Origin of the sequence: Cyanobium sp. LEGE 06143, assembly GCF_015207535.1 — a bacterium.
Lineage (GTDB): Bacteria > Cyanobacteriota > Cyanobacteriia > PCC-6307 > Cyanobiaceae > NIES-981.
This window is the reverse complement of record NZ_JADEWP010000017.1, coordinates 1-20,390: the sequence shown is the minus strand read 5'-3', so window position 1 is coordinate 20,390 and position 20,390 is coordinate 1. Positions and strand designations below refer to the sequence as shown.

Here is a 20,390-nt window from a genome sequence, read left to right as displayed (position 1 = left end):
GGTTGGCACCGGGGCGCAGGGGCTCGCGGCTGGCTGCCTCCAGCCAGGCCTGGAAGCGCTGCGGCGTTTCCACCACCACGTCGGTCTGGTTGGCAGCGAAATAGGCACCGCTGAACATCGAATCGCGCAGCCGGTAGCGGCCGGGGCGGGTGGGGATGAGGCTGTAGTCGATCACGCTGCCGGGAATGAGGTCCTGCTTGAGGCGAAACGCCGGCACGTAGAACCCATGGATCACATCCAGCGACTGCAGCCGGAAGTGGGCCCGTTCATCCACCGGCAGATGCAGCTCGGTGCTGCGCACGCCGTTGGGGTAGATGAACTCCCACGACCACTGGCGCGCCAGCACGGTGATCGGCTCGGGGGCCGCGGCCGGATCGCTGGCGGCCAGGCCAGCCGCCTGGGCCGTGAGGGGGCCGGCCTCCAGCACCGGTGCAGCGGCGGTGGGAAGGCGGAGCTTGCCACCCAGGGTGGCCAGGGTGCGGTTGACGCCGATCGCGTGCCAGCTGATCGCCATCACCACCAGCAGGGGGATCACGGTCCACACCACCTCCAGCTTGAGGTTGCCTTCGATCGGTGCGCCGTCCTCCATGTCGTACTTCGGCGCCCGGTTGAACAGGAGCGTCCAGCCGATCACGCCCAGGCAGCCGAAGAAGATGAAACTGCCGATGCCCGTCTCCAGGGCGAACAGGTTGTCCACATGGGGGGCCGCGGCCGAGGCCTGCACCGGCAGCCAGCGGTGCGAGAGCCGGGCCATGCCCAGGCTGAGCCAGCCGTCCAGGAGCACGGCGGCGCCGAGGCCCAGGCCGAGAGGCATCAGACGGCTGCTGCTGGTCATGGCAGGGCCTCGCGCAGATCGAAGCCCCTGGCCAGCAGCTGGTCGGCGGTGACGTGCACGCCGAACTCAGCCGCCAGCTCGGCGCCGAGGGTGCCGTGCAGACCGATCACCCCGAACAGCACCAGGCCGGAGAGCAGGTAGCTCCACTGCACCTGGCGGCCCAGGTCGCGCCGCCAGCGGAAGCGCTGGAAGCCGCGCCAGAGCGTCATCGCCACGATCAGCAGCAGGATCAGCACCCCGCCCACGCCATGCCAGAGCAGGGTGGCGGAGGCCCCCAGGCCCAGGCTGCTGGTGACCCCCTCGATCGGCTGGGCCAGCAGCATCTCGTAGAGGCCCGCAGCCACCGTGAAGAAACTCACCAGAGCGCAGGCGAGCAGGTTGTACCAGCCCACGGCGTGAAAGCCTGAGCGGGTCACCGGCAGGGCCAGAAAGCGGAACAGCCGCTTCTCCAGGGGAAACAGGGCGCCGGCGACGTCGAAGACGATCGCGATCACGAACAGGCCGATCGTGAAGTGCACCAGGTTGGGGTGGATCGGCAGGGCGTAGGGAAGATCGTTGGGGCCGAGCGCCATCAGACCAGGCCTCCACGCACCGCTTCCACCACGGGCACCGTGTGCAGGCCGTAGATCCACACGAGCTGGTTGCCCAGCCCCACCTGCACCACGATCAAGGCGCTGAGCAGGGCGCCGGCTGCCAGGAAGGCCAGGGGCAGGCGCTCAGGGTCCCGGCCCCGGATCACGTAACGCCAGCCGGAGAGCAGCGACAGCACGGCCGCCAACGACCAGCCGATGGTGCTGTGCAGGCTGAGGATGTCGCGGGACTGGCCGTAGGGGTTGGCCAGCCCGGCCTCCACCTGGCCGAAGATGATCGCCACGAAGATCGCCGCGGTGGCGAACAGCAGGTTCCAGAAACTGACCTCAAACAGGGCCGGCTTGCGGGCCACCACGCCGATCAGATCGAACACGAACATCACCAGGCCCATGGCGATCACGAAGTGCACCACGATCGGGTGAATCGTGTCGATCCAGGGCAGGTTGTGGTCGTTGAGGGGGGGCAACAGCTCAAACATGGGGCTGGCACCACCGAACAGTTCCAGCCTGCTGGCTGGATCGGCGGCGTCGCTGCGGTTGTGATGGATTGCGACAGCCGTGTGGGCAATCCCCCATCTGCACTCGGCTCTGGCCTCACTCCGGCAGGGCCTTGGCCTCGGAGCGGCGCGGATCCACCGCGCCGAGGCTGCCCTCCGCCGTGATTTCCACACTGTTGGCGGAACCCATGGCGCGGCTGCGCCGCAGGGTGTGGCCGCGGGCCTCCAGCAGCTTCAGGGTGTCGGGGCTGAAGCCCTCCTCGTGGGAGAGGCGATCGGGCAGCAGCTGGGCATGGATGCGAGGGGCGGCAACGGCCCCGGCCAGGTTGAGGCCGTGGTCGATGCGGTTGAGCAGCACCTGCAGCACGGTGGTGAGGATGCGGCTGCCGCCGGGGCTGCCCGTGGCCAGCCAGGGACTGCCATCGGGCCGGAACACCAGGGTGGGGCTCATCGAACTGAGGGGCCGGCGGCCGGSGGCGATCGTGTTGGCGGCGCCCTGCACCAGGCCGAAGGCATTGGGGCTGCCGATCCGCGCCGTGAAGTCGTCCATCTCGTTGTTGAGCAGGAAGCCGGCGCCTGGCACGGCGATGCCGTTGCCGAAGGGGAAGTTCAAGGTGGTGGTCAGGGCCACCAGGCCTCCCTGGCGATCGGCCACGGAGAAGTGCAGGGTGTCCTCGCTCTCCGGCAGGGGAGGCGGGCCCTGCTGCACCGCCGCCGCCGGGCGATGGCGCTCCAGATCCAGGGCCTGGCGCTGGGCCTCCACATAGGCCGGATCCAGCAGCCGCTCCAGTGGCATGGCCACCTGGTCAGGATCGCCCAGCAGGGCGTTGCGGTCGCGGTAGGCCAGGTGCATCGCCTCCGCCATCCGGTGCAGGCTGGCGGCACTGTGATGACCCAGGCCGGCCAGGTCCATGGGCTCCAGGATCGCCAGCAACTGCAGGATCGTCACGGCGCTGCTGGGGGGCGGCGGCACCAGCACGGTGTGACCGCGGTAGCGGCCCACCAGAGGGCGCACCAGCACGGCCCGGTAGGCGGCCAGATCGGCCGCCGTGATCAGGCCGCCGCCCTGGCGCATCAAGGCGGTGAGGGCTTCAGCAGTGGGGCCGGCGTAGAAGCCCAGCTCCCCCTCGGCGGCGATGCGCCGTAGGCTTGTGGCCAGCTCGGGCTGGCGCAGCCGGGCGCCGGCGCGGGCCGCCGGCAGAAAGATGCGGCTGGCGGTGGGATCGGCCTGCAGCCGGGCGGCACTGCGGCTCAGGTCCTCGGCCAGGGCACGACTCACCACGAAGCCCCCCTCGGCCAGGGCGATGGCGGGGGCCATCACCTGCTCCAGGGGCAGGCGGCCGTAGCAGCGTTKGGCCAGCGCCAGGCCCGCCACCGACCCCGGCACGCCGGTGCTGAGCAGGCTGGCCGTGGCGCGCTGGCGGTCCACGCTGCCGTCGGGGCGCAGAAACAGGTCGGGGCCGGCGGCCTGGGGGGCCTTTTCCCGGAAGTTCACGGCCACGGCCGTGCCGCCGCCGATGCGCAGCTCCACTCCCGGCTCGCCGCCAGGCCCAGGGGTGGACCCAGGGGCGCTGCGGCCATCCAGGCAGCCGCGGCCCTCAGCCGGCGATGGACCCGGCAGCCACAGCACCAGAAAACCGCCGCCGCCAAGGTTGCCCGCCTGGGGTTCGGTCACCGCCAGAGCGAAGGCCACGGCCACGGCCGCATCCACGGCATTGCCCCCCTGGCGCAGCACCCGCACGCCAACCGCCCCGGCGATGGGCTCCTGGGCGGCCACCATGCCCCGGGCTGACCACACCGGCTGGAAGCGCTGGCCCCGCTCCTGCAGCACATTGGACGGCGCCACCGAGGCGCCACCCTGGGCTCCAGCCGCAAGGGGAACGGCCGCCAGCAGCGCTGCTGCCACGGGCGCCACGGCCAGCAGCGCCGTTCCCAGCCAGCCGCTCAGCCAGGTCTTGGCGCCGCGATCAGTCCGGTGCGCCATAGCCCCCTCCTCCAGGTGTTTCGATCACCAGTCGATCGCCGGACTCCACCGCCACCTCGCAGATCCCGGCAAGCATCACCACTGTGCCGTCCTCCCGCTCCAGGCGGTTGCAGCCCACCCGGCCCGGCTGCCCGCCGGCCAGCCCCGGCGGCGCCACCCGCCGCGCGCCCGAGAGCAGCGACACCGTCATCGGGGCCAGGAAGCGCAGCTCGCGCACCACCCCGTCGCCGCCGGGCCAACGGCCGTGGCCACCGCTGCCGCGCCGGATCGCAAAGCGCTCGATCCGGATCGGCAGACGCTCCTCCATCACCTCGGGGTCCGTGAGGCGGGAGTTGGTCATGTGGCTCTGCACGGCGCTGGCGCCGGCAAATCCCTGGCCCTGCAGGTCCCTGCCGCCGCCGGTGCCGCCGCAGATCGTCTCGTAGTACTGAATCTGGGCGGTGCCGAAGCTGAGGTTGTTCATCGTGCCCTGGGCCGCGGCCTGCACGCCCAGGGCCGCGAACAGGGCATTGGCCAGGGCCTGGGAGGTTTCCACATTGCCGGCCACCACGGCCGCCGGCGGGGCGGGATTGAGCAGGCAGCCTGGCGGCACCAGCAGTTCCAGGGGTTCGAAACAGCCGGCGTTGAGCGGAATCGGCTCGCCCACCAGGCAGCGGAACACGTAGAGCGCCACGGCTCGGGTGATCGCCAGCGGAGCGTTCAGGTTGCCGGGGTGCTGGGGGGAGGTGCCCCGGAAATCCAGTAGGGCCGAGCGCCGCTGCCGATCAAGGCGCACGGCCACGGCGATGCGGCTGCCGTCGTCGAGTTCCACGCAAGCCGAGCCATCCTTGAGGCGATCGATCACCCGGCGCACGGCCTCGGCGGCATGGGCCTGGCCATGGGCCATGTAGGCCCGCACCTCGGCCAGGCCCTTGGCCCGGATCAGGCCCGTGAGCTCCTCCACCCCCAGGCGGTTGGCGGCCACCTGGGCCTGCAGGTCGGCGAGCAGCTGGTCGGGCTGGCGCACCGGATGGGGCCCCTGATCAAAGCGCCGGCGCCAGGCCGTGATGTCGATCTCACCGCGGTGCAGAAACAGCAGGTTGTCGAGCCTGAGCCCCTCCTGCTCGATCGTGCGGCTGAAGGCTGGCATCGAGCCGGGGGTGATGCCGCCCACGTCGGCGTGGTGGCCGCGGCAGGCCACGAAACAGCTGGGCGTCAGCGGGTCGCCGCCGGGGGCGAACACCGGGGTGATCGCCGTGATGTCCGGCAGGTGGGTGCCGCCTTGATAGGGGTCGTTGGCGAGCACCACGTCCCCCGGCTCCAGGCGGGGGMGGTCGCCGCGGGCCACGGCCGCCAGCAGGCTGGCCACGCTCTCGCCCATGGAGCCGAGATGCACCGGAATATGGGGGGCCGTGGCCACCAGCTGGCCAGCTGCATCGAAGACGGCGCAGGAGAAGTCGAGGCGCTCGCGGATGTTGAGGGAGCGGGCACTCTGCTGCAGGCGCGTGCCCATCTGCTCGGCGATGGCCACGAAGCGGTGGTGGYAGAGCTCCAGCAGGGTGGGGTCTGCCAGTGTTGGCAGCGCTGGGGCGGACGCAGCGGCTTGGGGCAGAGAAGGAGCCTGGCCAGCGGCTGGGGCCTGCAGCAGCAGCGCCCCGTTGCTGAGCACCTCTCCAGACCAGCCTGCTTCCAGCACCGATGTGCTGGTGGGATCAAGGAGCACCGCTGGCCCCTCCAGGCGCTGACCGGGCCGCAGCTCAGCGCGGCGCCAGAGGGGCACCGGCTGCCAGCCCTGGACCTCGTCGAGCCACAGTTTCGTCGTGGCACGGGGTTGCCCGGGAAGCTGGCCCCTGCTGGCGCCAGCTCCAGGTTCAGGTTCGGCCGCAGGGCCATCCGGGGCTGCCGGGGCCGCCTGGTCTGCTGCTGGGATCTGGCCTGGTTCCGGATTCCGGCCTGGGGGTGCTCCTGGCCCCCCGGCCGGCTCCGGCGGAGCCACCTCCACCAGCAGCCGCTGCACCACCAGCTCCGCCATCGGCAGCCCAGGGGAGTAACCAAAGCGCTGGCGATGCTCCTCGCTGAAGGCTGCCGCCAGCGACTCAGCGCTCTCACCAGGCGTCCAGGCCAACAGCAGGCCCTGATCGCGACCAGGTGGTCGCACCTCAAGGGAAAACCAGCAACGCAGCGGCCCCTCGGCGCTGGCCAGGTCACCGGCCTGCTCCAGGGCCAGGGCGGCCTCGTGGCGCAGGGCCTCGGCCCGGCGCTGCAGCTGCTCCAGGCTGGCCGGCAGCAGCGGCAGCGCCATGGGGCACTCCAGCAGGCTGCGCTGCTCGGCATGGCCGATGCCATAGGCCGAGAGCACGCCAGCCAGGGGATGGAACAGCACCCGCTCGATGCCAAGGCCCTCGGCCAGCCGGCAGGCGTGCTGGCCGCCCGCGCCGCCGAAGCTCACCAGCAGAGCTTGGCGGAGGTCGTGGCCCCGCTCGATCGACAGGCGCCGCACGGCTGCGGCCATGGTTTCCAGGGCGATGAGCAAGGCACCGGCGGCCACCTGCTCCGGCGTGATGCCGGGCGACACCGGCTGCATGGCCACGGCCAGCTGCTGGAAGCGCTTGGCCACGGCCTGCAGGTCTGGGGGCTGGTCGCCGCTGGACCCGAACACCGCCGGTAGGGCTGCGGCGGGCAGCCGCCCGAGCAGCAGGTTGGCATCGGTGAGGGTGGCTGGACCATCCCGGCCGTAGGCCGCCGGTCCCGGGTCGGCCCCTGCGGAGGAGGGGCCCACGCTGAGGCTCTGGCCGTCGAAGCTCAGGATCGAGCCGCCGCCAGCGGCCACGGTGTGGATCGGCAGCATCGGCGCCTGGAGGCGCAGGCCGGCCAGCTCGGATTCGCTCTGGCGCTCCCAGGCCAGGGAGCCGCGGCAGGGATCCCAGTGGAACACGTCTGTGGAGGTGCCGCCCATGTCGAAACCCACCACCGGCCCCAGGGGGGAGCCTGACGCCGCCATCGCCTCGCGGGCCACGGCCACCGCCCCCACCATGCCGCCGGCAGGACCGGAGAGGATGGTGTCCTTGGCCAGAAGCGTGCGGGGATCCGCCAGGGCGCCGCTGGAGCGCATCACCCGCAGGCGCGGCGTGTTGGCTTGGGCTGAGGCGTGGTTCTCGAGCGACTGTTGCTGCTGCTGCAGGTAGGCCCGCAGCACGGGCGCCACCGCCCCCTCCACCAGAGTGGTGTGGCCTCGCGGCACCAACCGCGGCAGGGCGCTCAGACGATGCGAGAGCGCCACCTCCTGAAAGCCGAAAGGCTGCAGCCAGGCCTCCAGCTGGAGTTCGTGGATCGGCTGGCGGCAGCTGTGCAGCAGAGCCACCGCACAACTGCTGAAACCGTCGCTGCGGGCCTGATGCACCGCCTGGGCCAGAGCGTCATCGCGGAGCAGCGGCAGCAACTCCTCGCCGCTGGCGCCGAGACGCCCGGCCACTTCCACCACCCGCACCTCCAGAGGTCTGGGGCGCTGGATGGCCAGCGAAAAGATGTCGGGGCGGTGTTGATCGCCGATGGAGAGCAGGTCTGCAAAACCCTGGTTCACCAGCAGCAGCACCGGCGCCCCGCCATGCTCGAGCAGGGCGTTGGTGGCCACGGTGGTGCCCAGGCGTACGTCCTCGATGGGGCCTGGGCCTGCCATGTCAGCCATTGCGGCCAGCACAGGGTCCCCCATTGGTCCACTCTGCAAGGAGAGCAGCTTGCGCACGTGCAAGACACCCTCGTGGTCGCGGCCGATGACGTCGGTGAAGGTGCCGCCGCGATCGATCCAGAAGTGCCATCCCCGGGGAGCGGAGCCACTCTCAGCGAAAACCAAGGAACAGCAAGGTAACTGGATGAATCCCTAGTTTATCGATCGTCGAAGCCCTCAAAGCTCAGGCACACGGAATGTTCTCTGGCACATCAGGCGCTGGAAAATCAGGGAAAGCCCCTGATCCATCAGTTGAGGATATTCATGACCACCATTTTCGATGGATCAACACCAGGAATCATGTAGCGGCCATCACCCATGCGCCGCAGGTCTCTCTGGCGAACTGTGATACCAAGATTTTTAAGTCTGATGATGTCATTAGAGCCAAAGTTTCTGACCCTAAAGCGCTGCATATGAACCACAGGATCTTTGGGTGTTTCATTTCTGAACACGAGAACATCGCGAGCTAGATCCTTACGGAAGTCAACAACAGTATTGACCCGCTTGGTGATCGCACCAGCCTGAGATCCCCAGACAAACCGATTTCGCCCCCGTGTACCTCTGACGTCGTAGCTGGCCTGCATCATCCGGTCGAAACGAACGCCTGTGACGTCGTCCTTACCAGACAGCCTCACCTTGATTCGTCCTACAACAGGCTGCCCCTTCCAGGTGGAATTGCCAGAGAAACGGAGCACGCCCTTTCGATTGACTTTGCGGTTGACCCATGAGGGCACGTTGCGAACTCTAAAAGTCATTGTTTAGAAAGTCAGAAAAGTTTTGGCTAAATGTTGAAAGATACTTAGGACGCACTTCCAGGGACTAAGGGCATGCGAAGACCGAGAGATCGACTCCCAGAAATCACCGTCCGATCGACCACAGATTTCCCGGCCCAACCAGAGCGTGCTGAGAGCCGGAGAACACCTCGACTGTTCTCACGCTTGCCCATCCAGGCGGGAAGTCCGTGGAGCTTCCAATTAATCATCGAAAAGCAAAGGGTCTTGAAACTACAAGGTAACGAAAGCCCCTGAGTTGTCGAGGTCGGACAGTCGATCAACTGGATCAGGATCCAGGATGAAATGCAGTCTTGACATCGCTCCTGCTAGATGGCATGACAAGACGGGATCCAAGCCAACAGTGGGCACAAGCCAACGCCGCCTAGGGGGCTTGCCAGATACTCGGCTCAGCGGTAGTTCTCGAACTGCAGCGGCACCTCCACCTCCTGATCCCTGAGCAGCTGGATCGCCGCCTGGAGATCGTCCTTGCTCTTGGCGGTGATCCGCAGGCTCTCGCCCTGAATCGCCACGGACACCTTCTTGAGGTTGTCGCGCACCACCTTGCTGAGCTCCTTGGCCAGCTCCTTGCTGAGGCCCTTGCGCAGCTTCACCTCCTGCTTCACCCGGTTGCCGCCCACGCTCTCGGCGGTCTGGAAGTCGAAGATCTTGAGCGAGAGGTTGCGCTTGGTGGCCTTCTGGCGCAGCACGTCCTCCACCGCCTGCAGGGTCATGTCCGTGGCGGTGGTGATGGTGAGGCTGGTCTCCTCCAGGGCGATCTCGGTGGCCGAGTCCTTGAGGTCGTAGCGCTGGCCCACATCCCGGCGCACCTGGTCGAGGGTGTTCACCAGTTCCTGGCGGTCGAAATCCGAGACCACATCGAAGGAATAGGTGTCAGCCATGGACAGGGGAAGCGCGGGGTGCGGGTCTCAGCGTAGAAAACGGCCCTGGCGCTCAGCGCACGGCCACCAGCACCCGGTGCCTCGGGTCGCAGGCCTCCCCCCGCACCGCCTGGAAGCCAGCCTCCGCCAGGGCGGCCGGCAGATCGAGGCGGAAGTAGTCCTCCAGGTAGGGCTCGGTGCTCTTGAGCAGGGTGGCGATCGGGGCGGGCAGGCGGCGGATCACCGCCGAGCCAGGGTCCTGGTCGACCAGGGCGATCACCCCCGACGGCCGCAGCAACCGGAAGGCCTCAGCCAGCACGGCCCTGGTGGCGGCGGCAGGCAGTTCATGGCACACGAACTGCAGGGTGATCAGATCCATGCAGGCGTCCGGCAGGCCGGTGGCCTCGGCCGCCGCATGGTGCCAGGTGTGAATCTCCTGGCCGGCATCGCGCACCCTGGCCACGGCCAGCATCTCGGGCGAGAGATCGAGCCCCTGCACGTTCACCGCCGCCTGCTGGCGCTGCTCCAGCCAGTGCTTGAGGGCGAGGGTTCCCACCCCCACCGAGCAGCCCAGGTCAAGGGCGTCCCGCAGCGGGCGGCCCTGGAGGCTGGGTTCGATCGCCGCGAAGATCGCCTGCCGCAGACGCTGTTGGGCCTGGGACGGCGTGAGGGCTTCATCCGGCCAGACCCGCAGGGCCATGGCATCGGTAGCCTGCTCGGCTTCGCAGGCGGCTTGCCAGCAGAGGTTGCCCTGCTGATAGGCGTGAAAGCGGGCCCGGAAGTAGGCGGGGGTGCCGGTGTGGGGGTTGCGGCTCGCCGCCAGCAGGGGCTCGGCCTGCCGCAGCAGCACCTGTCGGCGGGCTCGCCAGGCGATGCCGCGGCCTTCGGCCGTGCGGATGATCAGCTGGCGCGCCTGCAGGAACATCAATCGCCGCAGAGGCTCCACCGCCAGCAGCACGGCGATCAGGCGCCCGAGGGGATGGCGGTTGTCGATCCAGTTGGGCGGAACCGCCGCTGACGCAGGCGAGGCAGCGGAAGCGGAGGAGGTCATGGCGTGCCGGAGCGCCGCCTGATCCTGGCCGAAGCGGCTGCGATCATGCTGGCGCAACCACCACGCGATCCCGGGCCACCATGAGCGTCACCATCGCCGCTGTTCCCCTGGCCTGGTCCCTGGCGCTGGCTGGGGCCGTGGTGGTGCTGAGCACGGTGCCCCTGGGGGCGGCCCGCTCCCAGGCCGACTTCAGCCTGGACGACCTGCAGGCGCCACGCGCCATGTTCGAGCGGCTGCCGGCCTGGGGCAAGCGCGCCAGCTGGGCCCATCAGAACAGTTTCGAGGCCTTCACACTGCATGCTCCCGCCGTGCTGCTCTGCCTGGTGGCGGGGGCCGCAGGGCCGGCGGTGGTGGCGGCAGCCTGGCTGCATCCGGCCCTGCGGCTGGCCTACCTGGGGGCCTACATCGGCAATCTGGCTCCCGTGCGGGGGCTGTGCTGGGCCGCCGGAGTGCTCTGCAGCGGCATCCTCTACGTGGCCGGGCTCAGGGCTGTGCTCGCCCTCGCCGGCTGATTCTGGTCAACGCATCAGGATCAGTCGAAATAGAGCAGGCTCACCACCTTGCCCATGTCTTCGGCCACCCGCACGCTGGCCAACAGCGTTTCACTGTCGTGGAAGGCGTAGCAGATCAGCTGGTCACAGCGGGTGATGATGTCCTGATTGCAGAGGCTGCTGGCCATCGGCAGGGGCAGCTCGTCGTGCTCGGGCTTCTCGATCAGATGCAGCACCCGTTCGAGCTGATCGCGTGACTCACTGGGCTGGCGATCCAGGCTCTGGGGCAGCAGCACGGTGAGACGGGAGGGATCGATCTCCAGAACGCTGCGAATCACCGCGGCGTTCACACCCTGGGCCCCCGAGGTGATCAGATTGTGGCCCTCCTGGGCCAGGGAGCGCGCCATCACCTCCACCAGGTGGATCGACACCACCGGCACATGGCGGCTGCCCAGGATGGCGATCCTGCGCTTGCTGGTGTCCTGGAGCATGGCGAGCTCCTGAGCCAGGGTGTCGATCCGTTCGATGGAGGGAAGATCCAGGGATCGGGTCACCGCAAGATCGCAGGCTGCGCCATGAAACTAGCAGCGTTATTGCGCCATTGCGGGCAAGCGTAGGCGAGTGAAAAGACGCTCGAAATCGAAGTGTTCCTCCACCAGGCGCACCGCATAGGTGGCCTTGACCGCCTCATGCAGCCGCACGTGGCCAAAGGCCCGCTCGATCACTTCCACCGTGGTGAGGGTGTCGTGGTCCACCTTGAGGAGGGGCACATCCAGCTCCTCGGCGCGGGTCAGCAACTGGGGCAGCGGGTCGCCAGCCCCGGTGAGGATCAGGCACTGGGTGGAGGCCTCCAGGGCAGCCAGCTGGATGTCGGTGCGGTCGGCACCGGTCACCACGGCCATGTTGCGGCGGCGGCGGAAGAACTCCATCGCCGAATTCACGTTCATGGCCCCGATCGAAAGGGTCTCCACCAGCAGATCGAGGCGGTCGCGGCAACAGAGCACCTGGGCGCCAAGACGGCGGGCCAGCTCCTCCACGGTGACGCTGCGCAGCAACGGACTGCGGGGCATCACCGCCAGCACCGGCAGGCCGAGCTGCTCGAGGGCGGGCACGATGTCCTGGCCGAGCTGGGGCACCATGGCGGGATCCACGGCATTGAGCGCCACACCGAGCAGCTGATCGCCAAGGCGGGCCTTGGCCTCAAGCAGAGAATCCACGCTGCGGCTGTCGGTCCAGGGCTGCACCAGCAGCACCGGGGCGTCCAGCCCCCGGGCCAGCTGGGGCAGGCTGAGCCCGTAGAGCAGGCCTTCATGCAGGGTGCCAGCAGCCTCCAGCAGGGCCACACCGTCAAAGTCCTGCGCCAGCCTCTGCCTGAGCTGGGCAAAGCCCACGCCGGGATCCAGATCCGCAGCCAACAGCCGCTGGCGGGCCACGGCGGGCTCCAGGGCATCGAGGGAGGGAATCAGCTGCTGCGATTCCAGCCCGAGCGTGGCCCCCACAAAGCGCACATCCGCATCCAGCAGCGGTTCGCCGGCTGGGGGAAGCTCCTCGCCATCAAGAGTGGTGGCCAGGGGCTTGCCGAAGTGAACCGCCAGACCCTGGCGGCGCAGGCGCCGAGCCAGACCGAGCACCACGGCCGACTTGCCACTGAACGGTTCACAGGAGCCGATCAGCAAGGTGGGGGCCATAGATCAACCTCGCCGAGGGCTGCCGGTTTGGTCAATCTAGGGCGGGCGAAGGGCTGCAGGCCCGGGCCGCCCAGGCAGCTGGCCCAGCCGCATACGGTGTGCCCAGGAGCTCGCCTGCAGAGTTCTGCATCCCCGTGGTCGTGCCTTGATGGCCCCTACAGCTCCACGCTCCCAGCCCCCCACGGTGGCGATCACCGGGGCGAGTGGATCCCTGGGCCAGGCGCTGCTGCGCCAGTGGCACCGCCGCGGCGCCCGCCTGATCGCCCTCAGCTCAGGGCCGGCCCGCCTCGACCTGCGCGACAGCGCCGGACGGCCGATCCCGCTCCAGCAGGTGCTCTGGCAGGTGGGCGAGGAGCAGAAGCTGGGCCCGTTGCTTCAGGAGGTGGACGTGCTGGTGCTCAACCACGGCATCAACGTGCATGGCTGCCGCTCCGAGCAGGCGGTGGCCAGCTCCCTGGAGGTGAATGCCCTGAGCAGCTGGCGCCTGCTGGAGCTGTTTGCCACAGCGGCGGCCGAGCGCGGGCGGGGGGGAGCCAGCAGGGAGCGACCACGCCCTGAGGTGTGGGTCAACACCTCGGAGGCCGAAGTGCAGCCGGCCCTGAGCCCGCTCTATGAGATCAGCAAACGCCTGATGGGCCAGCTGTTGAGCCTGCGCTCGCTGGAACTGGGCGACAAGCTGCGGCTGCGGCGCCTGGTGCTGGGGCCCTTCCGCTCCGCCCTCAACCCGATAGGCGTGATGCCGCCCGATCTGGTGGCGGCCCTGGTGCTGCGCCAGGCCGAACTGAACTGGGGACTGATCATCGTGACCCCCAACCCACTCACCTACGTGACAATGCCGCTCTCGGCCCTGGGCCGCTGGCTCTACTTCCGGGCCTTCAGCCGTCCTCAGGCCAGTCCCTGAGGCTCAGAAGTCGCGGTCGGTGAGGATCTCGCAGCCATCTGAGCTCACCACGATCGTGTGCTCCCACTGGGCCGAGAGGCTGCCGTCCACGGTCACCACGGTCCAGCGGTCCTTGAGGGTGCGGCAGGCCTTGCTGCCGGCATTCAGGATCGGCTCCACCGCCAGGGTCATGCCGGCCCGCAGGGTCATGTTGGGCAGTTCGCGGGTGCGGAAGTTGAACACCGAGGGCTCCTCGTGCAGGTTGCGCCCCACGCCGTGGCCGGTGTAGTCCTCCACCACCGCGTAGCCATGGGCCTCCACGTGGTCCTGCACGGCGCCGGCGATATCCAGCAGGGTGTTGCCCGCCTTGATGTGGGCGAGGCCCTGCATCAGCGATTCCTGGGCCACCCGGGCGAGGCGCCGGGCCGGTTCAGGCGTCTCCTCGCCCACGCAGAGCGTGACGCAGCTGTCCCCGTGGTAGCCCTCGAAGTAGGCGCCCGTGTCCACCTTGAGCAGGTCGCCGGCCTTGATCACCCGTTTGGCGCTGGGGATGCCGTGCACCACCTCGTTGTTGATCGAGGCGCAGATGCTGGCTGGAAAGCCGTGGTAGCCCTTGAAGCTGGGCACGGCGCCCATGGCCCTGATGCGGCTCTCGGCATGGGCATCGAGATCAGCGGTGGTCATGCCGGGAGCAGCCATCGCCATGATCTCGCGCAGCACGGTGGCCACGATGCGGCTGGCCTTGCGCATGGTGGCGATTTCCCGCGCCGATTTCACCTCCACGCCACGGCGGCTCTTCTGGATGCGTGGCCCGGCCTGCACCACGGGCGAGGGGGCAGTGGTGGCGCGGGTGCTGGCCAGCAGATCGGCAAACAGGTTCATTCGGATCGGCGGGGACGGGCACGGTTACCGCTGATTCTGGCGGGCCCGGGCCTTCATGGAGATCCGGCCCCATCTGCAGCAGCGGTTCCATCATGGGGTCCGTTGCCGGCAGGCCAGCCGGCCTGCCAGCTCCCAAGCGCCCTCCGCACCGCCTCAGCGTGACACCGTCCCAGCCCAGGCCCTCCGCGGCGCTGCTGCTGCGCCTGCGCCAGGCCCATGCCGCCGTGGCGCCGCTGGTGCTGCTGCCCCTGCTGCTCACGGTGTCCACAGGGGTGTCCTACCGGCTGCTGCGCGACTGGGCCGGCCTGGGCCGCGACCAGGCCCACGTGCTGATGCTGTTGCACGAGGGCGAGTGGCTGACGCAGTGGTTCGGACCCAACGGCGAGACCATCTATGTGCTCTTCAACGGCCTGGGGCTGCTGTGGATGCTGCTCAGCGGTGGCGCCATGGCCGTGCAGCGGCTGCAGCGTCAGCTGAATCGCAGGGGTGGGTGACCCCCAGCCCGTACACTGATGGTTTGGCCAGGCGACGCGGAGTTGAGATGGCGGTTGAGGACACCCAGGACCAGCAGATCCAGGACGACACCAGTCAGGAGGGAGACACCGTGACAGCAGAGGCCACGGTGACGGCAGAGGCAGCAGCCGGGGCTGCCGCCCAGGTCACCACGGGCAAGCTCAGCGCCTACGCGCTGATGCAGGCCTTCGAGAACGAGCAGCTCAAGAGCGACCTGCCTGAGATCTACGTGGGCGACACCGTCAAGGTGGGCGTGCGCATCCGTGAAGGAAACAAGGAGCGGGTTCAGCCCTACGAGGGCGTGGTGATCGCCAAGCGTCACGGCGGCCTGCACGCCACGATCACGGTGCGGCGGATCTTCCAGGGCGTGGGCGTGGAGCGGATCTTCCTCCTGCACAGCCCCCAGGTGGCTTCCGTGAGCGTGGAGCGACGCGGTAAGGTGCGCCGGGCGAAGCTGTTCTACCTGCGCGATCGGGTGGGGAAAGCCACCAGGGTCAAGCAACGCTTCGACCGCTGAAGGATTCTCCGCAAGGAGGTTCCGGTCGGTTTCGTCAATGTCTCACTGGGGACATCGGCCCTGCGCCGTTAGTTCAGTTGGTAGAACGCAGGTCTCCAAAACCTGATGTCGGGGGTTCAAGTCCTCCACGGCGCGTTCGATGTCCCCACCTGCTGTTTCCTGGTTCCGGACATGGAGTTGGATCTACAACCCGGTGATGTAGTTAAGGTGCTCGAGTCTGCCGCTCTGGGCTGGGTTCGGGCCCGGGTGATCCGGGTCAAATCCGGTGGCCGGGTGGTTGTACAGAGTGATCAGGGCCGCGAATTCACGGCCCGCGGCAATCAGGTGCGCCTGATCGAGCCGGCAGGCTTTCGTCCCTGAGCCTGCCGCGCTGGGCCACAGCCGGCTGGTCCTCTCACCTGTTGACGTTGGGGCCAGTGATCACAGATACTTTCAAGGTCGAGATCCGGCCTGAGCGCTGGGGACTTTGGTCCTCTCCGCCCAGCCAGCCAGCCCGACCACGCCAAGGGTCAGATCAGCCGATGGCCCGCCAGGGTCCTTGACCCGTCTGGGACTGTAGTTCAACCGGTTAGAGCACCGCCCTGTCACGGCGGAAGTTGCGGGTTCGAATCCCGTCAGTCCCGTTTCCCCTCCACTGGTCCTGCTCCGGCCGGTGGTTTCCATGGAGTGCAGCAGGTGACCTCAGCTGGCGCGGTACGCGTTCGTCTCGCCCCCAGCCCCACCGGCACCCTGCACATCGGCACAGCCCGCACGGCGGTGTTCAACTGGCTGTTTGCCCAGCACCACGGCGGCAGCTTCCTGCTGCGCATCGAAGACACCGACCGAGAGCGCAGCCGTCCCGAATTCACCGCCAACATCCTCGAGGGCCTGCGCTGGCTGGGCCTGGACTGGGACGGCGAGCCGGTGATCCAGAGCCAGTGGCAGGAAGCCCACCAGGCGGCCATCCAGCAGCTGCTCGACTCCGGCCATGCCTACCGCTGCTACGCCAGCGAGGCGGAGCTGACCGCCATGCGCGAGCTGCAGGCGGCCAGCAAGCAGGCCCCCCGCTACGACAACCGCCACCGCTCGCTCAGCCCCGAGCAGCAGCAGGCCTTCATCGCTGAGGGGCGTGAGCCTGTGATCCGCTTCCGCATCGACGACGGCCGCAGCATCGGCTGGAACGACCTGGTGCGCAGTGCCATGCGTTGGGCCGGCGCAGACCTGGGCGGCGACATGGTGATCGCCCGCCGCGCACCGGCCGATCGGATCGGCGACCCCCTCTACAACCTGGTGGTGGTGGTGGACGATGCCGCCATGGCGATCAGCCACGTGATCCGCGGCGAAGACCACATCGCCAACACCGCCAAACAGCTGCTCCTCTACGAGGCCCTGGGCCTGGAACCGCCCGTGTTCGCCCACACGCCCCTGATCCTCAACCAGGCCGGCAAGAAGCTCTCGAAGCGCGACGGCGTGACCTCGATCAGCGATTTCCAGGCCATGGGCTACACGGCGGCGGCCCTGGCCAACTACATGACGCTGCTGGGCTGGTCGCCGCCTGAGGGCATGGGCGAGCGCTTCAGCCTGGAGGAGGCGGCGCGGGTGTTCGGCTTCGAGCGGGTGAACCGGGCTGGGGCCCGTTTCGACTGGGACAAACTCAACTGGCTCAATGGCCAGGTGCTGCATGAGCAGGGACCGGAGGGCCTGCGGCAGCAGCTGCTGCCCCTGTGGGCGGCGCGGGGCTGGCCGGCGCCAGGGAACGACCAGGCTGCCGAGGCCCAGGCCGACCCCCACTGGCAGCGCGAGCTCTGCGCCCTGATCGGCCCCTCCCTCACCCTGCTGCAGGACGGCGTCGACCAGGCCGAGCCCTTTTTCTGTCTGCCGCCTTTGCAGGAGGCCGCCAGCCAGCAGCTGGAGGTTCCCGGCGCCAGGCAGAGCCTGACGACCCTGGAGGGGCTGCTGCCGGAAGGGATGCTGGAGGCCGATCAGGCTCAGGCACTGCTCACGGCGGCCGCCAAGGGCGCCGGCGTCAAGAAAGGGGTGCTGATGAAGAGTCTGCGGGCCGTGCTGCTCGGCAGCCTGCAGGGCCCCGACCTAGTGGCCACCTGGCTGCTGCTCCACCGCAGCGGGGAGGATCGGCGGCGGATCGCCCGCGGCCTCTGAGGCGGCGCCGGCCTTGGGCTTTTCACTGCCTGACTGATTGAGGCCGAGCCAGCTCACCAGGGGGCCTGCGCTCAAGCCCTGCAGCCCCACCGTGAGCAGGATCGTGAGGAACACCAGGCCCTGCAGCCGGCCGGCACCCACCACGCCCGCCTGCTCCAGGCGGATGGCGAACAGGCTGGCCACGGCGGCGGTCACGATGCCTCTGGGCGCCAGCCAGCTGAGCACGGCCTGCTGAGGCAGGCTGAACCCCATCCCCCAGGTGGCCAGGGCGATCGACAGGGGGCGCAACACCAGCATCAGGCTGAGCACACAGGCCACGCCACCCCAGCCCAGCGGGCTCAGCTGGGCAAAGCTCACGTCGGCGGCCAGCAGCGGAAACAGCATCGTGATCGCCAGCCGGGCCAGCTGGCGGATCAGGGCGTCGAGCTCGGCGGCATCGCTCTCAAGCCGTCGACCCACCACCACCCCGGCGGCCACGGCGGCCGGCAGGCCCGACTCGGCCAGCACCTGCTCGGCACCGGTGAACATCAAAAAGAGGGTGCCGAGGGTGAGCTGCAGCCTCAGTGGCTCGGTGCTCGGCTCCACCGGCAGGCGACGCAACACCTCCGCCAGCAGCCAGCCACAGGCGGCCCCCAGGGCCACACCGCCCCCCAGGCGCAGCAGCAGGCCCGTGGCCAGTTCGCGCCAACCGTGCAGGTTGCCGAGCACCAGTTCCAGCAGCAGCAGGGCGAGCACGGCCCCGATCGGCTCCAGCACCAGCCCCTCCCCCTCCAGCACTTCGCCAAGGGGGGGGCGCAGACCGATCTGGCGTACCAGCGGGGTCACCACCGTGGGCCCGGTGGCCAGCACGATGGCGCTGAACACCGCTGCCAGGGGCCAGTTGAGGCCGGCCAGGCCATGGCCCAGCAGCAGCCCACCCACCAGAGCCAGCACCAGGCGCACCCCCACGATGCGCAGCACGGCCTGGCGGGTGCCGTCGTCCGGCAGGCGCAGGTTGAGGCCGCCATCGAACAGCACCAGGCTCACGAACAGGCCCACCACGGTCTCGAGGCCATCGCCGAGGTCGAGGGGCTCCACCAAGCCCAGGCCAGCCCGGCCGATCAAGAGCCCGGAGCTCAGCAGCAGCACCACTCCGGGCAGACCCGTGAGCCAGGCCAGGGCCTGGGCCACGGCGCCGGAGAACACCGTGACACCCCAGAGCAGACCCAGTCGCTCAGGGGTCATGCATCATCAGCAGCACTGAACCGGGGCTCCACATGGATGCCGATCACCGCTGAGGGGCGCACCACCAGGTATTCCCCGTCGAGCTCGGAGATCGGCACATTCACAAAGGTGTCGGGGGCCGTGGCGGTGAGCAGGCCGCCATACCACTCCTGAAAGCCCTCCAGGCGCGGGAACATCACCGTCTGGGTCTGGCCGCCGCTGAGGTGGAGGTGAACGGCATAGCGCCGGGGGATGCGGGACATGGCAGAGGAGATCACCGGCAAGGCGTCTGCCCAGGATGGCCCAGCGGAGGGTGGATGGCAGGCTGGGGCCTGGAACGATCAGGACAGGCGTGGCAGCAGCGGAACCCGACAGCGCCAGGCCGCTGCTGCTGTTGATCGACGGCCATTCCCTGGCCTTCCGCAGCTACTACGCCCTCACCAAGGGGGGCGAAGGGGGGCTGAGCACCCGCGAGGGGGTGCCCACCTCGGTGACCTACGGCTTCCTCAAGGCCCTGCTCGACCACTGCAAGGGCCTGCAACCCCAGGGGCTGGTGGTGGCCTTCGACACGGCGGAACCCACCTTCCGCCATCAAGCCGACGACACCTACAAGGCCCATCGGGATGAGGCCCCCGAAGCCTTCTTCCAGGACCTCGCCAACCTGCAGACGATCCTGCAGGAGAGCCTGGACATCCCCCTTTGCATGGCCCCGGGCTACGAGGCCGACGACGTGCTCGGAACCCTGGCCAACCAGGCGGCCAACGAGGGCTGGCGGGTGCGCATCCTCTCGGGCGATCGCGATCTGTTCCAGCTGGTGGATGACAGCCGCGACATCGCCGTGCTCTACATGGGCGGCGGCCCCTACGCCAGGAACAGCGGCCCCCTGGAGGTGCGCCGCGAGGGGGTGGTGGCGAAGCTGGGCGTGACGCCCGAAGAGGTGGTGGACCTCAAGGCGCTCACCGGCGACAGCAGCGACAACATCCCAGGGGTCAAGGGCGTGGGTCCCAAGACCGCGATCAACCTGCTGGCGGCCTACCAGCACCTCGATGGGATCTACCAGGCCCTGGCGGAGCTGGAGCAGGGCGGCGCCAAGGCGAAGGACCCCAAGGGAGTGCTCAAGGGGGCCCTGATCGGCCGCATGCAGGAAGGCCGCGACAAGGCCTACCTGTCTCGCATGCTGGCCGAAATCCTGGTGGACATCCCCCTGCCGCAGCCGCCGCGGCTGCGGCTCGGGGCCGTGGACTGTGACGCCCTGCGCACCAGCCTGGAGGAGCTGGAGCTGCACAGCCTGGCCAGGCAGGTGGAGCGCTTCGCGGCGCTGTTCTCGGCGGAGCCGCCCGCCCCTGAAGCCACGCCAGCCGGGGCCAGCGCTGCTGCAAGCAAGCCAGCGAAGCGTGCAACCCTCGGCAAAGAGCAGGCCTCTCCGCATCCCGAGCCTTCTGGCGCCCCCCACTCGACAGAATCGGAGCAGCCTGGGTCGCTACCAGCGGATTCCGAGCCACAGGACAGGCAGCAGAGCGAACCACCCGCCCTGGTGCCGCAGCTGATCACCACTGCCGAGGCCCTTGCAGAGCTGGTGGAACGACTGCAGGGCTGCAGCGATCCCCAAAGTCCCGTGGCTCTCGACACCGAGACCACGGCCCTGAATCCGTTTCAGGCCGAGCTGGTGGGCATCGGCGTGGCCTGGGGGGAAGGAGTCGCCGAGCTGGCCTACATCCCGATCGGCCACCAGGCCGCCATCGCTGACGATCTGCTCAGCCCGCCAC

General features: G+C 68.9%; 20 protein-coding genes and 2 tRNA genes. 9 read left to right on the top strand and 13 right to left on the bottom strand.

The window, feature by feature from the left end; genetic code table 11:
• From IQ216_RS02605 to IQ216_RS02570, 8 genes are all read right to left on the bottom strand, one after another.
• Window positions 1-835, bottom strand: an 835-nt coding sequence (locus IQ216_RS02605; protein WP_193814204.1) for a cytochrome c oxidase subunit II, incomplete at its 3' end; no start/stop codon positions are given.
• Window positions 832-1,407: a DUF2231 domain-containing protein gene (locus IQ216_RS02600; RefSeq protein WP_186699129.1), complete on the bottom strand. Its 576-nt coding sequence runs from the start codon at window positions 1,405-1,407 to the stop codon at window positions 832-834. The genes IQ216_RS02605 and IQ216_RS02600, both read right to left, overlap by 4 nt.
• Entirely contained in the window at window positions 1,407-1,904 is a 498-nt protein-coding gene (locus IQ216_RS02595; RefSeq protein WP_186699127.1) for a DUF2231 domain-containing protein, read from the bottom strand. The genes IQ216_RS02600 and IQ216_RS02595 overlap by 1 nt, the downstream gene beginning before the upstream one ends.
• Window positions 1,905-2,019: 115 nt before the next feature.
• Complete coding sequence (ggt, locus tag IQ216_RS02590) at window positions 2,020-3,906, bottom strand: gamma-glutamyltransferase (protein ID WP_193814203.1); 1,887 nt, start codon at window positions 3,904-3,906, stop codon at window positions 2,020-2,022.
• Window positions 3,890-7,735, bottom strand: coding sequence for a hydantoinase B/oxoprolinase family protein (locus tag IQ216_RS02585; RefSeq protein ID WP_193814202.1), 3,846 nt, complete (start codon window positions 7,733-7,735; stop codon window positions 3,890-3,892). Before IQ216_RS02585 ends, ggt begins: the two co-directional genes overlap by 17 nt.
• Before the next feature lie 122 nt (window positions 7,736-7,857).
• On the bottom strand, window positions 7,858-8,304 hold the full coding sequence (locus IQ216_RS02580; RefSeq protein WP_193814201.1) for a hypothetical protein: 447 nt from the start codon (window positions 8,302-8,304) through the stop codon (window positions 7,858-7,860).
• Window positions 8,305-8,789: 485 nt separating this feature from the next.
• A complete protein-coding gene (locus IQ216_RS02575; protein WP_193814200.1) occupies window positions 8,790-9,281 on the bottom strand; it encodes a YajQ family cyclic di-GMP-binding protein in 492 nt (163 codons plus the stop codon).
• A 52-nt stretch (window positions 9,282-9,333) separates the two neighbouring features.
• Window positions 9,334-10,311 (bottom strand): class I SAM-dependent methyltransferase, encoded by a 978-nt coding sequence (locus IQ216_RS02570; RefSeq protein WP_193814199.1) that lies wholly within the window; start codon window positions 10,309-10,311, stop codon window positions 9,334-9,336.
• 80 nt (window positions 10,312-10,391) lie between these two features.
• On the opposite strand from IQ216_RS02570, the gene IQ216_RS02565 reads away from it, so the two are divergent.
• Entirely contained in the window at window positions 10,392-10,823 is a 432-nt protein-coding gene (locus IQ216_RS02565) for an MAPEG family protein (protein WP_193814198.1), read from the top strand.
• Window positions 10,824-10,843: 20 nt separating this feature from the next.
• Here the strand turns inward: IQ216_RS02565 and IQ216_RS02560 are convergent, their stop codons facing one another.
• Together IQ216_RS02560 and IQ216_RS02555 are read right to left on the bottom strand one after the other, a co-directional pair.
• The gene (locus tag IQ216_RS02560; RefSeq protein WP_186699115.1) at window positions 10,844-11,356 is read right to left on the bottom strand and encodes a DNA-processing protein DprA; all 513 of its coding nucleotides are present in this window, start codon (window positions 11,354-11,356) and stop codon (window positions 10,844-10,846) included.
• A gap of 36 nt (window positions 11,357-11,392) precedes the next feature.
• Window positions 11,393-12,490 (bottom strand): phosphotransacetylase family protein, encoded by a 1,098-nt coding sequence (locus tag IQ216_RS02555; protein WP_186699113.1) that lies wholly within the window; start codon window positions 12,488-12,490, stop codon window positions 11,393-11,395.
• Between the two features lie 148 nt (window positions 12,491-12,638).
• Here IQ216_RS02555 and IQ216_RS02550 point away from each other — a divergent pair, with 148 nt between their 5' ends.
• Entirely contained in the window at window positions 12,639-13,391 is a 753-nt protein-coding gene (locus IQ216_RS02550; RefSeq protein WP_193814197.1) for an NAD-dependent epimerase/dehydratase family protein, read from the top strand.
• A 3-nt stretch (window positions 13,392-13,394) separates the two neighbouring features.
• Here the strand turns inward: IQ216_RS02550 and map are convergent, their stop codons facing one another.
• Entirely contained in the window at window positions 13,395-14,252 is an 858-nt protein-coding gene (map, locus tag IQ216_RS02545; protein ID WP_193814196.1) for a type I methionyl aminopeptidase, read from the bottom strand.
• A 158-nt stretch (window positions 14,253-14,410) separates the two neighbouring features.
• Between map and IQ216_RS02540 the strand changes: the two genes are divergently transcribed.
• From IQ216_RS02540 to gltX, 6 genes are all read left to right on the top strand, one after another.
• Window positions 14,411-14,746, top strand: a complete 336-nt coding sequence (locus tag IQ216_RS02540) for a peptidase (protein ID WP_370566580.1) — start codon at window positions 14,411-14,413, stop codon at window positions 14,744-14,746.
• A gap of 47 nt (window positions 14,747-14,793) precedes the next feature.
• Entirely contained in the window at window positions 14,794-15,282 is a 489-nt protein-coding gene (rplS, locus tag IQ216_RS02535; protein WP_193814195.1) for a 50S ribosomal protein L19, read from the top strand.
• Between the two features lie 62 nt (window positions 15,283-15,344).
• Window positions 15,345-15,417, top strand: a tRNA-Trp gene (locus IQ216_RS02530).
• Window positions 15,418-15,453: 36 nt separating this feature from the next.
• Window positions 15,454-15,642, top strand: a complete 189-nt coding sequence (locus IQ216_RS02525; RefSeq protein ID WP_006043540.1) for a hyperconserved protein Hcp — start codon at window positions 15,454-15,456, stop codon at window positions 15,640-15,642.
• 189 nt (window positions 15,643-15,831) lie between these two features.
• A tRNA-Asp gene (locus IQ216_RS02520) sits at window positions 15,832-15,905 on the top strand.
• Window positions 15,906-15,957: 52 nt separating this feature from the next.
• Window positions 15,958-17,421, top strand: a complete 1,464-nt coding sequence (gene gltX, locus IQ216_RS02515; protein ID WP_193814194.1) for a glutamate--tRNA ligase — start codon at window positions 15,958-15,960, stop codon at window positions 17,419-17,421.
• Here gltX and IQ216_RS02510 read toward each other — a convergent pair.
• Both IQ216_RS02510 and IQ216_RS02505 read right to left on the bottom strand, forming a co-directional pair.
• Complete coding sequence (locus IQ216_RS02510; RefSeq protein ID WP_186699105.1) at window positions 17,353-18,645, bottom strand: cation:proton antiporter; 1,293 nt, start codon at window positions 18,643-18,645, stop codon at window positions 17,353-17,355. The genes gltX and IQ216_RS02510 overlap by 69 nt on opposite strands.
• Window positions 18,642-18,887, bottom strand: coding sequence for a hypothetical protein (locus tag IQ216_RS02505; RefSeq protein WP_193814193.1), 246 nt, complete (start codon window positions 18,885-18,887; stop codon window positions 18,642-18,644). Before IQ216_RS02505 ends, IQ216_RS02510 begins: the two co-directional genes overlap by 4 nt.
• Before the next feature lie 89 nt (window positions 18,888-18,976).
• Here IQ216_RS02505 and IQ216_RS02500 point away from each other — a divergent pair.
• Window positions 18,977-20,390 (top strand): 5'-3' exonuclease H3TH domain-containing protein (locus tag IQ216_RS02500; RefSeq protein ID WP_370566579.1); only part of this gene is annotated, 1,414 nt, incomplete at its 3' end.

Excerpts from the sequence above, each read along its gene's own strand:
- IQ216_RS02600 (WP_186699129.1), bottom strand. The coding sequence starts at position 1,407 with ATGGCGCTCGGCCCCAACGATCTTCCCTACGCCCTGCCGATCCACCCC.
- IQ216_RS02595 (WP_186699127.1), bottom strand. The coding sequence starts at position 1,904 with ATGTTTGAGCTGTTGCCCCCCCTCAACGACCACAACCTGCCCTGGATC.
- IQ216_RS02575 (WP_193814200.1), bottom strand. The coding sequence starts at position 9,281 with ATGGCTGACACCTATTCCTTCGATGTGGTCTCGGATTTCGACCGCCAG.
- IQ216_RS02570 (WP_193814199.1), bottom strand. The coding sequence starts at position 10,311 with ATGACCTCCTCCGCTTCCGCTGCCTCGCCTGCGTCAGCGGCGGTTCCG.
- IQ216_RS02565 (WP_193814198.1), top strand. The coding sequence starts at position 10,392 with ATGAGCGTCACCATCGCCGCTGTTCCCCTGGCCTGGTCCCTGGCGCTG.
- IQ216_RS02555 (WP_186699113.1), bottom strand. The coding sequence starts at position 12,490 with ATGGCCCCCACCTTGCTGATCGGCTCCTGTGAACCGTTCAGTGGCAAG.
- IQ216_RS02550 (WP_193814197.1), top strand. The coding sequence starts at position 12,639 with ATGGCCCCTACAGCTCCACGCTCCCAGCCCCCCACGGTGGCGATCACC.
- map (WP_193814196.1), bottom strand. The coding sequence starts at position 14,252 with ATGAACCTGTTTGCCGATCTGCTGGCCAGCACCCGCGCCACCACTGCC.
- rplS (WP_193814195.1), top strand. The coding sequence starts at position 14,794 with ATGGCGGTTGAGGACACCCAGGACCAGCAGATCCAGGACGACACCAGT.
- IQ216_RS02525 (WP_006043540.1), top strand. The coding sequence starts at position 15,454 with ATGGAGTTGGATCTACAACCCGGTGATGTAGTTAAGGTGCTCGAGTCT.
- IQ216_RS02510 (WP_186699105.1), bottom strand. The coding sequence starts at position 18,645 with ATGACCCCTGAGCGACTGGGTCTGCTCTGGGGTGTCACGGTGTTCTCC.
- IQ216_RS02505 (WP_193814193.1), bottom strand. The coding sequence starts at position 18,887 with ATGTCCCGCATCCCCCGGCGCTATGCCGTTCACCTCCACCTCAGCGGC.